General features: G+C 75.5%; 17 protein-coding genes. 4 read left to right on the top strand and 13 right to left on the bottom strand.

The window, feature by feature from the left end; translation table 11 throughout:
• Positions 1 to 9: 9 nt before the first annotated feature.
• Genes JQN83_RS07415 through JQN83_RS07425 form a run of 3 tightly spaced genes read left to right on the top strand, consistent with a single transcriptional unit; the run spans position 10 to position 4,428 of the window.
• Positions 10 to 1,095, top strand: a complete 1,086-nt coding sequence (locus JQN83_RS07415; RefSeq protein ID WP_307799074.1) for a hypothetical protein — start codon at positions 10 to 12, stop codon at positions 1,093 to 1,095.
• Positions 1,088 to 3,772: an FtsK/SpoIIIE domain-containing protein gene (locus JQN83_RS07420; protein WP_208566285.1), complete on the top strand. Its 2,685-nt coding sequence runs from the start codon at positions 1,088 to 1,090 to the stop codon at positions 3,770 to 3,772. Before JQN83_RS07415 ends, JQN83_RS07420 begins: the two co-directional genes overlap by 8 nt.
• Positions 3,769 to 4,428, top strand: a complete 660-nt coding sequence (locus JQN83_RS07425) for a hypothetical protein (protein WP_208566286.1) — start codon at positions 3,769 to 3,771, stop codon at positions 4,426 to 4,428. The genes JQN83_RS07420 and JQN83_RS07425 overlap by 4 nt, the downstream gene beginning before the upstream one ends.
• A 66-nt stretch (positions 4,429 to 4,494) precedes the next feature.
• On the opposite strand, the gene JQN83_RS07430 is transcribed toward JQN83_RS07425, so the two are convergent.
• From JQN83_RS07430 to JQN83_RS07475, 10 genes are all read right to left on the bottom strand, one after another.
• Positions 4,495 to 5,763 carry a cupin domain-containing protein gene (locus tag JQN83_RS07430; RefSeq protein ID WP_208566287.1) on the bottom strand — a complete coding sequence of 423 codons (1,269 nt, stop codon included), beginning with the start codon at positions 5,761 to 5,763 and terminating at the stop codon, positions 4,495 to 4,497.
• Between the two features lie 8 nt (positions 5,764 to 5,771).
• Positions 5,772 to 6,077: a hypothetical protein gene (locus tag JQN83_RS07435; protein ID WP_208566288.1), complete on the bottom strand. Its 306-nt coding sequence runs from the start codon at positions 6,075 to 6,077 to the stop codon at positions 5,772 to 5,774.
• Positions 6,078 to 6,230: 153 nt separating this feature from the next.
• A complete protein-coding gene (locus tag JQN83_RS07440; RefSeq protein WP_208566289.1) occupies positions 6,231 to 6,659 on the bottom strand; it encodes a DUF2267 domain-containing protein in 429 nt (142 codons plus the stop codon).
• 4 nt (positions 6,660 to 6,663) lie between these two features.
• The gene (locus JQN83_RS07445; protein WP_208566290.1) at positions 6,664 to 6,855 is read right to left on the bottom strand and encodes a hypothetical protein; all 192 of its coding nucleotides are present in this window, start codon (positions 6,853 to 6,855) and stop codon (positions 6,664 to 6,666) included.
• A 313-nt stretch (positions 6,856 to 7,168) separates the two neighbouring features.
• A complete protein-coding gene (locus JQN83_RS07450; protein WP_208566291.1) occupies positions 7,169 to 7,567 on the bottom strand; it encodes a TraR/DksA family transcriptional regulator in 399 nt (132 codons plus the stop codon).
• A gap of 174 nt (positions 7,568 to 7,741) precedes the next feature.
• Positions 7,742 to 8,410, bottom strand: a complete 669-nt coding sequence (locus JQN83_RS07455) for a nucleoside/nucleotide kinase family protein (protein WP_208566292.1) — start codon at positions 8,408 to 8,410, stop codon at positions 7,742 to 7,744.
• Positions 8,411 to 8,434: 24 nt separating this feature from the next.
• Positions 8,435 to 9,043: a winged helix-turn-helix domain-containing protein gene (locus tag JQN83_RS07460; RefSeq protein WP_208566293.1), complete on the bottom strand. Its 609-nt coding sequence runs from the start codon at positions 9,041 to 9,043 to the stop codon at positions 8,435 to 8,437.
• 282 nt (positions 9,044 to 9,325) lie between these two features.
• Complete coding sequence (locus JQN83_RS07465; RefSeq protein ID WP_208566294.1) at positions 9,326 to 9,916, bottom strand: winged helix-turn-helix domain-containing protein; 591 nt, start codon at positions 9,914 to 9,916, stop codon at positions 9,326 to 9,328.
• Positions 9,917 to 9,967: 51 nt separating this feature from the next.
• Positions 9,968 to 10,459 (bottom strand): rhodanese-like domain-containing protein, encoded by a 492-nt coding sequence (locus JQN83_RS07470; RefSeq protein WP_208566295.1) that lies wholly within the window; start codon positions 10,457 to 10,459, stop codon positions 9,968 to 9,970.
• 111 nt (positions 10,460 to 10,570) lie between these two features.
• Positions 10,571 to 11,023, bottom strand: coding sequence for a cysteine dioxygenase (locus tag JQN83_RS07475; RefSeq protein WP_208566296.1), 453 nt, complete (start codon positions 11,021 to 11,023; stop codon positions 10,571 to 10,573).
• Positions 11,024 to 11,203: 180 nt separating this feature from the next.
• Between JQN83_RS07475 and JQN83_RS07480 the strand changes: the two genes are divergently transcribed.
• On the top strand, positions 11,204 to 11,596 hold the full coding sequence (locus JQN83_RS07480; protein ID WP_208566297.1) for an ankyrin repeat domain-containing protein: 393 nt from the start codon (positions 11,204 to 11,206) through the stop codon (positions 11,594 to 11,596).
• A 159-nt stretch (positions 11,597 to 11,755) separates the two neighbouring features.
• Here JQN83_RS07480 and JQN83_RS07485 read toward each other — a convergent pair whose 3' ends face one another.
• The 3 genes from JQN83_RS07485 to JQN83_RS07495 form a co-directional block, all read right to left on the bottom strand.
• Positions 11,756 to 12,517 (bottom strand): class I SAM-dependent methyltransferase, encoded by a 762-nt coding sequence (locus JQN83_RS07485; RefSeq protein ID WP_208566298.1) that lies wholly within the window; start codon positions 12,515 to 12,517, stop codon positions 11,756 to 11,758.
• Between the two features lie 100 nt (positions 12,518 to 12,617).
• A complete protein-coding gene (locus JQN83_RS07490; RefSeq protein WP_208566299.1) occupies positions 12,618 to 13,121 on the bottom strand; it encodes a DUF2231 domain-containing protein in 504 nt (167 codons plus the stop codon).
• 215 nt (positions 13,122 to 13,336) lie between these two features.
• Positions 13,337 to 14,077, bottom strand: a complete 741-nt coding sequence (locus tag JQN83_RS07495) for a GAF and ANTAR domain-containing protein (protein WP_208566300.1) — start codon at positions 14,075 to 14,077, stop codon at positions 13,337 to 13,339.
• Positions 14,078 to 14,112: the final 35 nt, after the last annotated feature.

Below are 14,112 nucleotides of genomic sequence, written 5' to 3' on the forward strand. Positions count from 1 at the left end.
CGGGGCGTCGTGTCCATCGTCGAGGACGTCGGAGCCCAGGTACGGGCCGCCGCCGAGGAGTTCCCGCTGGCCCAGCTCGCCCTGGCCCTGGAGAAGTTCGGCCAGGCCACCGAGCGGCTGCGCTGGGTACGTCAGGAGTCGGCCAACCCGATGGGGGTGCCGGAACTCGCCGCCGCCACCGAGCACGCCGAGTCGGCCGGGCACGCCCTGCGGGTCGCCCAGGAGCAGCTCTCCGGATACCTGGCCGCCATCGGGCTGGCCCCCGACGGCCCGCCCCCGGCCCGCGCCGACGGTCCCGCGCCACGCCACGACGGACCCCGGGGCGAGAGCACCGCACCGCCGGCCGCACCGGCACCGGCCGCCGACGAGGACCCCACCGTCAAACGCTGGTGGGCGGTCCGGGTGGCCGAGCTGACCGGCGGGCGGGAAGGCCCCGCCGAGCAGCCGGACGAGCGGGTCGCCGACTCGCGTGAGCTGCTGCGTCGGGTGGTGGCCGGCATCCGCTCCGGCGACCGGGACCGGCTGCACCGGGAGCTGCGCGCCGCCCACGCCGACGTCGGCCTCGGCCTGGCCGCGATCGCCCCGCCGCTGCTGCGCGACCTCGCCGGGGAACTACTCGGCCACCCGCCCCGCGCCGACGACCTGCCCCGGTTGCGCCGGGAGCTGGACGGCCGGGTCCGCGACCTGCTGCCCGGCCTGCCCCCACCGGTGCTGCACACCCTGCTCACCCGGGTCTGCCGGATGCCCCCACCACGCCGGGGTGACGGGGACGACGCGCAACCCCACGCCGCCGACCCCGCCGTCACCGCAGGTGTGCTCACCGGGGTGCTGCTGGCCCGGCTCGGCCGGGAGCTGCCCCGCGAGGAACGCGACAGGCAGCCGGCCCCCCAGCCGCCCGAGCGGGCACCGGAGGCCGACCGCTCCCGCCCGCGTCCACCCGCCGAGCGGCACCCCGGGTCACGCCCACCGCGCCGGCCCGAGCCGGCCCCACCCCGCCGGCCCGAGCCGGCCCCGCCGCCGGGCGCGGGGCCACCCACCGGGTTCCCCGCGCCGGGCCGCAGGAGTCCGTGGGCGGACGGTGGGCCCCGTGGCTGACCTACGCGCCCAGGTCGCGGCGCGGGTGCGGGGGATGCTCTCCGAGGCGCTCGGCGTCACCCGTACCCGGCTCGCCTCGGCGGAGATGGAGCTGACCGCCGCCCGGGACCGGCTGACCCGGGTCCGGCGGGCCGCCACCGCCGTACCGGAGCGGGTCGGCGTGGAACGTGACCGACGACTCGTCGAAATCGACCGACGACACGCCGCCCGGCTCGCCGAACTGGCCCACCGGGCGACCGAGGCCGCCCGTCGGGAGGCCCCCGGGGCGGCCGGCATGCCGTGGTCCGGGTGGCGGGTCACCCAGGCGGGACGCGGCGAGAGCCCCGGCCCGCTGCGCGTCGGCACCCTGCGGGTGCCCGGGGCGGAACCCGTCCCGGCGCTGGTGCCGCTGCTCGACGCCGGTCACGTGCAGCTGCTCGGTGACGACCGGGAGGGTGCCGACGCGGTGGTGTCGGCGCTGCTGCTGCGCGGGGTCGGCCGGGCCGAGCCGGGCGCGGTCCGGCTCTACGGCTACGACCCCGAACACCTCGGTGGCGGCCTGGCCGGCTTCGCCCCGCTCGGCACCGCCGGGCTGCTCACCTTCGTCGGTCCGGGCGGGCTGGCCCGGCTCCTCGACGACCTGGTGGAACAGATCCGCCGGATCAACGAGACGGTGCTGGCCGGCGAGTACGGCTCGCTGCGCGCCCTGGCCGTGGCCACCGGCCGACGCCCCGAACCGTGGCGGGTGGCGGTACTGCTCGGCGGGGACGAGTTGTCCCGGCACGAACGTGGCCAGCTCGACCGGGTGGTGCGCACCGGCGCGGCCTGCGGGGTGCACCTGGTGACACGCGGCATCGACCTGCCGGACGACCCGAGCCTCACCCGGATCGTCACCGGCCCGGGCGGGGTCCGCATCGGCGACCCACCCGGCCCCCCGGTACGCCTCGACCCGCCCCCACCGGCCACCCTGGTCACCGAGACCTGCCGGGAGGTCGCCACCCGGTTCAACGCCGGGCCGCCACCGACCCCCTTCACCGACCTGCTCCCCCCGCCGGAGCAGATGTGGAAGGACGACTCGGCACACGGGCTCACCGCCCCGATCGGCGAGGGACCGCACGGCCGGCCGGTGCTGCTGACCCTCGGCGACTATCCCCCGCACGCGCTGATCGGCGGGCCGTCCGGCACCGGCAAGACCAACCTCATCTTCGCCTGGATCGGTGCGCTGGCCGCCCGCTACTCCCCCGCCGAGCTGGAGTTCTATCTGCTCGACTTCAAGGAGGGGGTGTCCTTCGCCCGGTTCGCCCAGGGCCGCCGTGACCCGAGCTGGCTGCCGCACATGCGGCTGGTCGGGATCAACGTGAACACCGACCGGGAGTTCGGCCTGGCCCTGCTGCGTTTCCTCGCCGAGGAGCTGCGCCGACGCGCCGACGCGGCCAAGAAACACGAGGTGACCAAGCTGGCCGAGCTGCGCGCGGTGGACCCGACCGGGCACTGGCCCCGGATCGTCGCGGTGGTCGACGAGTTCCAGGCGCTGCTGGCGGGTCGGGACGTGGTGGCCCGGGAGGCCGCCGACCTGCTGGAGGACCTGGCCCGACGCGGTCGGTCGCAGGGCATCCACCTGGTGCTCGCCTCGCAGGACGTCCGGGGCATCGAGGCGCTGTGGGGGCGGCCCGCCCTGGTCGCCCAGTTCACCCTGCGGATCGCCCTGCCCAAGGCGCTGCGTATCCTCGCCGAACGCAACGACGCCGCGCAGGCGCTGCCCCGCCACCACGCGGTGGTCAACGCCGAGTCGGGGATGACCGAGGGCAACCAGGTGGCCCGCATCCCGTCGGCCAGCGACTGGGAGACCTGGAGCGAGTTGCAGCACCGGCTGTGGCGGATGCGGCCCGCCGACGCCGCCCCGGCGCGGCTCTTCGACGGCGACGCGATCCCCCGGCTCGCCGAGGCCCCCGACTTCCGGGCGCTCACCCCGCCGGAGGATGACCTCCCGCCGCGCGGCCCGGTCGCCGTCCTCGGGGAGATCATCGACGTGCAGTCCCGCTCGGCGGCGCTGCGGTTGCCCCGGGCACCCGGCCGCAACCTCGCCATCCTGGGCACCCGGGTCGACGAGGCGTGCGCGGTGCTCGACGCCGCCGCCCGCTCGCTGGCCCGGCAGCACCGCCCCGGCAGCGCCCGGTTCTCCATCGCCTGCCTCGACCCGGACGCCGACCCGGCGGCCCGTGCCCTCTACGAGGACCTCGCCGACGACGCCGCCTGGTACGACGAGGAAACGGTGGCCGAGCTGATGGCCGAGACGGCGACCGCGCTGACCCGCCCCGGCACCCCGTCCACCCCGCACTACCTGCTGCTGTTCGCCGTCGACGCGGCGGCGGGGGCGCTGGCGACCGGCTCGCCCGGTGCGACCGGGCTGGACCGGCTGCGCCGCATCCTGCACGACGGGCCGGAACGGCGTACCCACGTGCTGGCCTGGTGGCGGGGGGTGGCCCGGATGCGGGCGGACCTGGGCGGGCCGGCTGCCCGCACCGACCAGATCGGCGCCTGGGTGGCCCTGGACGTGCAGGGTGGCGAGCTGGGCTCGGCGCTCTACCCGGGCTCCGGCGGGCCGGACTGGTACCCGCGTCCGTGGCGTGGGCTCTTCTTCGACCGGGCGGTGCACCGCACCGGACAGGTGATCATCCCTTATGGTCCGTCCCGATGAACGAACCGGTCGCCAGTGACACCTACGCCGCGCACGTGCGCCGGCTCGCCGAACTGACCGGCCGGGTGGCCGCCCAGCGGGCCGAGGCGCAGGCCTGGCACGACCAGCAGTGCGCCGCCGCGCAACGGGCCGTGGCCCAGGCGAGCGCCCAGCTGCGGGACGCCGAGCAGGAGGCCACCGACGCCCGGTCGATGCTGGAGCGGGTCGACACCGAGGTCGGTCACCTCTGGGCCGAGCTGCGTTCCCTGCTGGGCACCCGCCGCCTCGGCGACCCGCCGGGGCCGGCCCGGGACGTCACCGGCGACCCGGTACCGCTGCTGCATGGCGTACGCGAGCTGCTGGACCGGACCGGGCAGCGCGGTGAGCTGCCCGGGTCGGTGAACCCGCTGCTCGCCCTCTGCGGGGTGGCCGGGGCGGTCGTCGCGTACGCCCTCGGGGCCGGCGCCCGGGCCGTCGGCCAGCGCTACGGTGGTGACCTGGCCGTCGGGATGCCGGTGCTGGCGCTGGTGGTGACGCTGCTCGGCCCGGTGGCCGGGCTGGCACCGGCGAAGCGGCTCGCCGACCGCCGGCACGCGCTGCTCGGCCCCCGCCCGTTGGCGGTCGTGCTGGCCGCCGGGGTGCTGACCACGGTCCTGCTGCTGGTGTCGACCCGCTGACCACGCCCCGGACCGCCCGGCCCGGGGCGCAGGTCGGACCACTCGCCGCCCCGGCCGGGCCGGCGCTCACAGCGGTACGGCGACCGCCTCGCGTAGCAATCGACGGGCCAGCACCAACCGGTCGGCGTCGTCGTCGAGACCGGGCAGGTCGCCCACCCGCAGACCGGTGGACCGGAGCAGAGCACGCAGCGCCGCCGCACACTGGGCGGGCAGGGTGACGGTGCGGTCGACCAGCCGCAGCGCCACCCGGTCGGCGTCGGCGGTGAGCTGCCAGCGCAGGCCGCCCCGGGGTGCTATCCGGCTGTCGGCGGTGAGGCCGTCGAGCGCGGCGGCCTGGGCCAGCGGCCGGATCGGGGCCGGCCGGGCGGCCGGCCAGGCCCGGTCCCGCAGCCGGGCGGAGACCGCAGCCGGGTCGGCCCGCAGCAGCCAGTCGCGCAGCGCCTCGACGGTCTCGGTCAGCTCCGGCTCGATGGCGTCCGGGTCGGCGACGTCGGTGCCGAAGGGCAACCCGGCCCGCAGCCGGGGATCCTCGGCGGCCAGCGCCAGCAGCTCCTCGACCAGGGCGTACCGGGTCAGCGCCCGGATGCCGACGGTCAGGTGCAGCGAGCGGGACTCCTGCGCCTGGGCGCTGTGCAGCCAACCACGCGGCAGGTAGAGCGCGTCGCCCGGTTCGAGGACCACGTCCAGTGCGGCCGGGCCGTCGGCGGTGGCGGACACCTCGTCGGCCCGACCGCCCCAGGGCTGGCGCTCCAACGGGTCGGTCAGCACGGGCGGGTGGATCCGCCAGTGCTTACGGCCGTCGACCTGGAGCACGAAGACGTCATGGGTGTCGTAGTGGGTGGCGAAGCCCTGGCTCCCCGGTGGGGTGAGATAGGCGTTGACCTGCAACGGCTGCGTCAGGGCGGCACCGAGGTCGCGGGCGAAGTCGACCAGGGCCGGCCAGAGCCGGTGCAGTCCCTGGAGCACCAGCGTCGCACCACCGGCGTACAGCTCCAGGATGCGCTCGTCGAGGACCTGGTCGCTGATCTCCGCGCCCGCGCCGCCGCCGCCGGTGAACCGCGCCGCCGGCACCAACTGGCCGTCGCGGGCCACCCGCAGGAACGGGGTACGCAGACCGCGCCGGCTGAGCAGCTCGTCGGCGTCGTCCGGGCTGAGCAGATCGGTGAACCCGGCGGCGTTGGGCAGCTCGGCGGCGCGGGACAGCAGTGGCGCGCGGCCCCAGTGGGCCGCGGCGAACTTGGCCGGTTCGACGCTGACGCAGCGGGCCAACGCCCGGGTCGCCGCAGACGGGACCGCCGGGCGGCCGTGGCCGCCCGGCGGGTCGATGATCGTCATGGTGCCGGTCAGCGGGCGCTGCCGTCGGCGCCGCCGTCGTGCTGACCCGGGGTGGCCCCGCCGTCGGCCGGGCCCTCCGCGCTGCCGTCCGCGCCACCGTCGTGCTGACCCGGGGTCGCGCCGCCGTCAGCCGGGCCCTCGGCCCCGCCGTCCGCGCCGCCGTCGTGCTGACCCGGGGTGGCCCCGCCGTCGGCCGGGCCCTCCGCGCTGCCGTCCGCGCCACCGTCGTGCTGACCCGGGGTCGCGCCGCCGTCGGCCGGACCTTCGAGGCCGCCGCCGCTGGTGGTCTGGATGTCGTCGTCGTTCAGTGCCATGGGTGCTCCCTCGGGTGTGCCGCCCCGCCACGGGCGGGGTCTGTCGTGCGGGTGGTACCCCCCACACGATCTTCTCTAACCACACCGTAGACGCCCGGTCCGACGCGCGGGACGGATCGCCGGGCCCGGGTCGGGGGCGACGTGCGACCCGGATCAGGGAATCAGCCGTTGCAGGTCCCTCGGCATGCCGGACTTCACGTCCTGCCATTCGCCCTGGGTGACGTGCCGGCGCAGGGCGTCCAGCACCACCTGCGCCACCCGCTGCGGGCCACCCTCGACGTCGTACGGGAAGCCCTGCCGGACCTCGTAGAGGAAGTCGTCCCGGTTGAGCTTGACCGGCACGTTCTCCGGCTGCCACCCGTCGAAGTAGATGCCCCGCACCAGGACCGGCAACTGGGCGGCGAACTCCGCGCACTCCTGCACGGTCATCCGGTCGCGCAGCAGGTGCAGCACCGTACGCAGCGCCGCGTACGACTGGTTGCGTCGCGCCCGGGGCCACCCGTACGCCTGCTCGATGTCCTTGAGGATCAGGTTGGTCTTGTCCACCGACGACTCGAACGCCGACATCAGTTGCTCCGCCATCGGGTCACCTCCCGGCCTTCGGCTCGCCGTCCCACCGACGGTCGTCGGCACGTCGGGGTGGCCCCGACGGGCCCCGCCCCTGGCGGGTCGGACTGCCGCCCCGGCCGGTCCGTTCCGGTCGACGGGTGTCCCCACCCGAGCCGACGACGTGCAGCACCGCGCCCCGTCGTGGGTCCACCACCACCCGCACCGCCATCTCGGTCACCTCCGTGCCCGTTCTCGGTGTCCGGCCGCACGACGCGACCGGTCGGCCCTGCCGGCCGGCACGGCCCGGAGCCATCGCCCCGGTCCGCCAGTTCCGGCCGGCACCTTCGATGCTGCCCGGTGGCGGGGTGAGTCGTCCTCACCCCGACGAGGTGAAACCAGGCGACCTGCGGGGAGGTGACCGGCGTCGGTCACCGGCCGGTGGTGGCGGCACCGGGGCCGCGGTCAGCGGCCGGCCGCAGGTGGTGGACGGCGGTCGGCGCGTGCTGGACGGCGATCGGCGCGTGGTGGCGGGAGGGCTGCGGTCAGGCGGCCCGCCGCTCCCGGTTCTGCTTGCAGGTCACGCAGGCGGTGGCCGAGGGGTAGATCTCGAGCCGCTCCACCGGGATCGGCGCCGTGCAGCCCTCGCAGAAGCCGTAGGTGCCCTCGTCCAGCCGGGTCAGCGCGTGCTCGAACTGGGCCCGCCGGTCGAGGATGGTGCGCAGCAGCGACTGGGCGGTGTCCCGCTCGGCGGTCTTGGTGCCGCTGTCGGCCTGGTCGTCGCCGGCGGTGTCGCCGACCTCCACCAGCCGCAGCACCTGGCTCTGCGCGACGGCCTGCTCGTACTCCGCGGACAACTCGTCGTAACGGGCCCGCAGGGAGGTCCGGATCTGGTCGGCCTCCGCCGTGGTACGGGCGGTGCCGGCGGTGTCGTGGACGAGCATCGCTGCCTGCCTTTCCTGGGACCGGCGCGGCCGAACGGCGCGCTCCGGACTCGGACGGCACGGTTGAGATCATCCGTGCCGGATGAGCCCCGCGATTACCCACTCTCCCGATCCGGCAAACCACCGGGTTTCCCGGTCCGGTGAGCGCCGCCTCCCGTGAGCCACGCGGAGGGCTCAGCCGGTCGCCTCGTCCCGCTGCACCCAAGCCGGGTGGCGGGGGTCGTCGACCCGGACCACCACGTCGGCGAAGGAGGCCGGGGCGACCTCGTCGGCATACCGGGCGAAGGCCGGGAGGGTCCACCGCTGTGCCGGTTCGGTGCGCCGGGCCAGCGCGCCCGGCGAGAGCACCAGGTGCACGGTGACGTCGAACGGGAGTCCCCCACCGAGCAGGAACGCCCCACTGACCACCAGCACCGAACCCGGGGACAGGACCCGGTAGGCCGCCCGGCTGGCCCGGTCGGCCGCCGCGTCCCACAGTGAGGGCAGCACCCGCCCGGTGCCACCGGGGCCGGCCGGGTCGAGCACCTCCCGACGCAGGCCGGCCTCGTCGGTCCAGCTCTCGTAGTAGGCGTCGGGGTTGGTCCGGCCGGTTTCGTAGCGGACCGAGGCGGGCCGGAGGAAGTCCCCGGCACGCAGGTGCACCGCCGGGCGGCCCCCGGCGCGCAGCGGGTCGATCAGGGCGGCGGCGAGCCGCTCGGGAGCCGCAGCCGGTGGGCCGTCGACCGCGACCCGTAGATGGGCCGGCGCAGCGGATCCGGCGGAGGCCGGTACGGACGCGACCGTGAGGAGCCGTTCGGTCAACTCGGCGACGAGCCGGTCGGGCGAGATCGGACGGACACGCATCCCCCCATGGTGCCCTGCGGGCCCTCAGCCGGTGCGGTCGACGGTGACCCGGGCGTCGTCGGCGAGCCGGTAGCCCACCCCGTAGACCGTGGTCACCAACGGGACGTCGATGCCGACCTTGCCGCGCAGCCGACGGACGTGCACGTCCACGGTGCGTACCCCGGCATGCTCGTAGCCCCACACGGCGTTGAGCAGTTGCAACCGGGTGAACACCCGACGGGGGTGGGCCACCAGGTGCAGCAACAGGTCGAATTCCAGCCGGGTCAGCGGCAGCGGCTCGCCGTCGCGCAGCACCGAACGGGAGGAGGCCAGGATGTGCAGCATCGGGATGGTGGTCGCGAGGGACCGACCCGGGGACCGGCCGGCCGGGACCTGGTCGGGTCGCCGCTCGGCGGGGACGCCGGTGGTGGTGATGGTGCCCTCGCCGCGCTCCAGCATCTCGCGGGCCGCCTCCAGCAGCCGGCGGGCCGGCGGGGTCAGCGACTCCTCGCTGGCCAGCGGGATCGACAGGGTCACGGTGAGCACGGGGGTCACGCCGTTGGCCGGCCGACGCTGGCCGCCGGGGGGTCGGCCCGGGACCGAGGGTTGGGACGTATGCCATCCGGCGCGCGACGATGCGGGGCTGACCGACATGGTCCTCCTTGGGCTGGTCCGGGTAACTCCGCACGGCCCGGGACGCCGCTGCATCGATGCTTCCCGGCCCCTGGACGGGGGTCAAGGGGCGACCGCGTTGCATGAATGTGACAATTGACGAACAGTTCGCAGCCGGTCCCTCGCTCTGCGTACGAGCCAGATGATTACAGCAGAAGCGCCGACGTGCCCCAAAACGGGGGGTGCCTGCGCGTCAGGGCACCACCACGACGACGCGACGCACCCGCTCGGCTGAGCCGGGTGCGTCGCGAATGGGTCCGACGGTCAGCGGAAGCGGTCCACCCGGACCCTCGCCTCGTCGGCGAGTCGGTAACCCACTCCGTACACGGTGGTCACCAGCGGGGTGTCCGCGCCGAACTTGGCGCGCAGCCGCCGGACGTGCACGTCCACGGTACGGGCGACGGCGTGCTCGTACCCCCAGACGCTGCCGAGCAGCTGGAGCCGGGTGAAGACCCGGTGCGGGTGCTCGGCGAGGAAGAGCAGCAGGTCGAACTCGATGCGGGTGAGCGAGATCTCCCGCTCGCCCTGGCGCACCACCCGGGTGCCGGCGAAGATCCGCAGGGTCTGCGGGTCGTCACCGGCCGGCGACGGGTCCATCGTGGCCGGCCACGGGCGCGGGGGCGGCACCGACGACAGCAGGCGCGGGGCCGTCGGCTCGCTGAGCCGGACCGCCCCCTCCCCCGTCTCGACCAGTTCGCCGAGCAGGTCGACCAGGCGGGCCAGCCGGGGCGTCAGCGGCCCGGCGGTCAGGTCCAGGGTGATGGTCACCGACGGCGTGGACCGGGGCCGGCCCGGCGCCACCCGGTCGGGGCGGCCCGGTGGGTGCGGACGCGCGGTGAGGGTGACGAGGGACATGGGAGCCTCCTGTGTGGCGGTGCGTCCGCCACGCCCGGTGGGGCGCGACGGTCAGTGCGGCGTCCGGCCGGCGGTCACCGGCGGCGCGAGGGAGGGGGTACGGGGCGACGGCGCCGGCCCCAGGGTCGGCAGTCCGGCGATCCGCCAGGCGACGAATCCGCCGACCACGTCGGTGGCCCGGTGCAGCCCGAGATCCTGCAACGCGACGGCGGCCAACGACGAGGTGTAGCCCTCCTGGCAGATCACCAGCACCGGCAGGTCGTAGCCGGCCGCCTCGGGTAGCCGGGCCGGGCAGCGTGGATCGAGCCGCCACTCCAGCACGTTGCGTTCGATCACCAGAGCGCCCGGCACGGTGCCGTGGGCGGCCCGTTGGGCGGCCGGCCGGATGTCGACCATCAGTGATCCGCCCCGGTGGGCCAGGTGCGCCTGCTCGGGGTCGAGCCGGCGCAGGCGGGTGCGGGCCTCGGCGAGGATCTCGTCGATGCCACGCGAACCCGGTGGCGGGGCCGGACAACTCTCGGTGAGGGTGAGGTGCTGCGGCATCGTCGCGGTCCTTCCATGGGCGAGCCGACGGGCGGGCGGAGCAGGGGCGGGGGCGGGGGCGGGGGTGGGGGTGGGGACAGCGGCAGGGGCGGGGATAGCGGCGGGGGGGCGTCACCAGGAGACGCCGGCGAGGGCGACCTCGGCCACCTGGAGCCGGCCGTCGACGAGGTGGTACCGGGTCATGTGGCGCAGTTCGGGCCGGTAGACGTGCACGCTGACCGCGGGCCGGTCGCCCCGGTTGGTCACCACGTGCACGTGGCGGGGGCCGAACCGTCGCCCGGTCCCGGCAGCGAGCCGGTGCGGGCGCAGCCGTCCACCGGAGACCGTCTGTTCGGTCAACTCACCGGCGACGACCAGGAAGGCACCCGAGGAGCCACCGTGATCGTGCAGGTCGGTGCCCTGACCGGGCAGCCAGCTCAGCGCCCAGACCTCGTGGTCGTCGGCCGAGGCGAGCCGGGCGTACCACCGCTCGGCGCGGTCGAAGCACAGCGGCACCGTCCAGGTGGTGGGGTCGGTGTACCGGCCCGCGACGGCGAGCAGGTCGGCGGTGTGGATGCTGGTCATGGTCACTCCCGTGGTGAAACGTCCCGCACCACTCTAAGCTGTAAAGCCTATAGGTTTAGTAGGTAATACCGCATGCTGGGACAGGCGGTGCGGGCCGGCCCGCTCCGGCATCCGGACGGGGTGACAGCGGGCACCCGGCGACCACGCCACCGCCCGCGCCCGGACCTCTAGGCTGGACCGGTGACCGAGGAGTTGGACGCCGAGACGCTGGCCTTCGCCCACCGCATGTTCGACCTGGCCCGGCTGGGCGAGGCCACCGAACTCGGCGGCCACGTCGACGCCGGGCTACCGGTGAACATGACCAACGACAGGGGCGACACCCTGCTCATCCTGGCCGCCTACCACGCCCACCCGCAGACCGTGGCGGTGCTGCTGGCCCGGGGCGCGGACCACACCCGGGTCAACGACCGGGGGCAGACGGCGCTCGCCGCAGCGGTGTTCCGGCGCGACGCCGAGACGGTACGTGCCCTGCTCGACGCCGGAGCCGACCCGGAGCACGGCACCCCGTCGGCGGTGGAGACGGCCCGCTTCTTCGACCTGCCGGAGATGCTCACCCTGCTCGCCACCCGCTGACCCGGCTCCGGCGGGGACACCGGCCAGCCGGGACGGGCGCGGCGGTCCCCGGGCCCGGTCGACGCGGCCGGGTCGACGGTGCGGTGTCCTGGCAGGCGGACACCGCGTCGGCGACCCCCCGGAGTGGACCTCCCGCCCGACCGGTCGGCGTGGTCGGGGTCACCCGGCCGGCTTGTCGGCCTCGATCAGAAAGCGGCGGGAGTGGGCGACGAACACACCATCGGCCCGGATCCGCGCGTGCAGCCGCTCCAACTGCGGCCGGTACCGCTCGACGTCGAAGTCCGGCACGGTCCAGACCACCTTACGCAGGAACCAGACCACGGCACCGACGTCATGGAACTCCACCCGCAGGACGGCCCGATCGAGGCGTACCACGTCGAGGCCGGCGGCCCGGGCGGCGGCCACCGCCTGGGCGGTGTGCCGGGTGGCCGGCGGCGGCAGCGGCCCCAGCACCGCCTCGCTCAGCTCGCGCATGGTGCCGGCACCGATCTGCTGGGACAGGTAGTGGCCGCCGGGCCGCAGCACCCGGGCGATCTCCGCCCACGGGGTGTGCACCGGGTGCCGGCTGGTCACCAAGTCGAAGGCGGCGTCCCGGAACGGCAGGCCCGCGTCGGGGTCGACCTGCACCACCCGCCCGTCGAGCCGTTCCAGCGTCCGCCGGGCGACCGCGACGTTGGGCGGCCACGCCTCGGTGGCGACCAGCAGCGGGGGCGGCTGCGGCACCTCGGCGAGCACCTCACCACCACCGGTGTCGATGTCCAACGCCGACCGGGCCGCCGCCATCCGGGCGGCCGACAGGCGGGCGTAACCCCACGGTGGGCGTTCCTCGGTGGCCCGGCCGTCCAGCCAGTCGAACCCCCAGCCGTCGACGGGGGCCGCCGCCGCCTCGGCGATCAACTCGGCACCGCTCCGACCGACCATCCGCCCAGCCTGCGGCACCCCGGCGCGAGCAGCAACCCGATTGTCCGCGCCGGACCCCACCCGGATCGCCGCCCGGCGCGTTGCCGGGGCGGGGACTCGGTCAGGGGGCGGGGCGGGCGATCTCGACGGTGGAGCCGGCGGGGAGTGCGTCGAAGGCGTCGAAGCCGGTCGGCTCCGGGAGGCCGGAATCGAACTGGCGCATCAGCCGGGCACCGAGCCCGACGCCGACCGCACCGACCGTCAGCGCCACCAGCTCGGTCACCAGCAGCACCCCGGTCGCGCCACGCTGCGGGGCGTCCGCCCGGATCAGGCAGGCCAGCAGGAAGAGCGCGGCCATGCCGGCGTTGACCATGTTGAAGGTGATCATGGTGCGACGGTGCGGCCCCGGCCGTACGTCCCACAGGTCGATCATGCCGGCCACAGCGGCGAGCCCGGCGGCCACCAGCGCGGCGACCCCCGTCCAGTAGCCGACCTCACCGAGAAAGGCCGGACCACCGGCCACGTCCGCGAGGTCGAAGACGGTGGCGCTGACGAAGAGCCCGAACGGGAACGTCACGAGCATCGGTTGGATGGGATGCCCCTGCACCCTCAGGCGGCTCTCCATCGTTTCCTCCCCGGGATCGGTTCAGCTCACCGGTCCAGGGTGCTACCCGCAGGCCGCTGCGACGAAACGGTCGGGCCGTGATTCGCGGGTCCGGAGAGAAACGACACCGTCGGCCGACGCGGTCCCGGGATCGGCATCGGCGACATGGCGGCATCGCCACACGTCGATGCTGTTACGTCGGCCCCGGCGAGCGGGTCGACCGAACCGGCCGGTCGTCAGGACTCGCGGGGGCGGGAGACCGTGGTGACCAGCCGTTCGGCCACCTCCCGTAGCGGGATGTCCAGTGAGGACGCCGCGCTGCGCAGCACGTCGAGGGCCTCCGGCGCCGGGCAGCCCCGCTGGGTCATGATCACCCCGACGGCCTGGCCGACGACGTTCTCCCCGAGCAGCGCGCCGTCACGTTCGCTGTCCCGCTCGGCCCGCCTGGCCCGGTCCCGTACGGCGGCCAGCAGCAGTCCCGCGTGCTCGGCGAGCAGCATCGCGGTGAGCTGGTGCCGGGTGCCCAGCGTGCCGTCCCGGCCGGCGTACAGGTTGATCGAGCCGACCGCCCGCTCGTCCACGTCCACCGGGGCGGAGATCACCCCGCGCACGCCGAGCCGGCGGGCGCGGTCGGTCCAGGCCGCCCACCGGTCCTCGACGGTCAGATCCGTCGCGATGATCATCTCGCGGCGGCGGATGGCGCTCATCGCCGGTGACTCCGCACCGTGCCCCAGGTCATCCAGCTCGGCCAGCCGGGGGTCCGACGCGGCCACCCCGGCGGGCTCACCGGCCCGCAGCGCGGTGAAACCGCACCAGAGCACCCCCGGTACGGCGTCCGCGGCGATCCGGACCAGCTCGGTCAGCGCCTCGTCGAAGTCGTCGACCGCGATCAGCCCCGCGGTCAGCTCCCGCAGCAGGGCGGCCGTCTCCAGTACCCCGAGCGTGTCGATGGTCAGCTCCCGCATGTCCAGGTTCACCGGCCCACGGGCTCCGTCGTGCAGCTGCCGCCCGG

This window comes from Micromonospora antibiotica (genome assembly GCF_017599305.1).
Classification (GTDB): domain Bacteria; phylum Actinomycetota; class Actinomycetes; order Mycobacteriales; family Micromonosporaceae; genus Micromonospora; species Micromonospora antibiotica.

Coding starts and splice junctions, on each gene's coding strand:
- JQN83_RS07425 (WP_208566286.1), top strand. CDS start 3,769: ATGAACGAACCGGTCGCCAGTGACACCTACGCCGCGCACGTGCGCCGG.
- JQN83_RS07430 (WP_208566287.1), bottom strand. CDS start 5,763: ATGACGATCATCGACCCGCCGGGCGGCCACGGCCGCCCGGCGGTCCCG.
- JQN83_RS07435 (WP_208566288.1), bottom strand. CDS start 6,077: ATGGCACTGAACGACGACGACATCCAGACCACCAGCGGCGGCGGCCTC.
- JQN83_RS07440 (WP_208566289.1), bottom strand. CDS start 6,659: ATGGCGGAGCAACTGATGTCGGCGTTCGAGTCGTCGGTGGACAAGACC.
- JQN83_RS07445 (WP_208566290.1), bottom strand. CDS start 6,855: ATGGCGGTGCGGGTGGTGGTGGACCCACGACGGGGCGCGGTGCTGCAC.
- JQN83_RS07450 (WP_208566291.1), bottom strand. CDS start 7,567: ATGCTCGTCCACGACACCGCCGGCACCGCCCGTACCACGGCGGAGGCC.
- JQN83_RS07455 (WP_208566292.1), bottom strand. CDS start 8,410: ATGCGTGTCCGTCCGATCTCGCCCGACCGGCTCGTCGCCGAGTTGACC.
- JQN83_RS07460 (WP_208566293.1), bottom strand. CDS start 9,043: ATGTCGGTCAGCCCCGCATCGTCGCGCGCCGGATGGCATACGTCCCAA.
- JQN83_RS07465 (WP_208566294.1), bottom strand. CDS start 9,916: ATGTCCCTCGTCACCCTCACCGCGCGTCCGCACCCACCGGGCCGCCCC.
- JQN83_RS07470 (WP_208566295.1), bottom strand. CDS start 10,459: ATGCCGCAGCACCTCACCCTCACCGAGAGTTGTCCGGCCCCGCCACCG.
- JQN83_RS07475 (WP_208566296.1), bottom strand. CDS start 11,023: ATGACCAGCATCCACACCGCCGACCTGCTCGCCGTCGCGGGCCGGTAC.
- JQN83_RS07485 (WP_208566298.1), bottom strand. CDS start 12,517: ATGGTCGGTCGGAGCGGTGCCGAGTTGATCGCCGAGGCGGCGGCGGCC.
- JQN83_RS07490 (WP_208566299.1), bottom strand. CDS start 13,121: ATGGAGAGCCGCCTGAGGGTGCAGGGGCATCCCATCCAACCGATGCTC.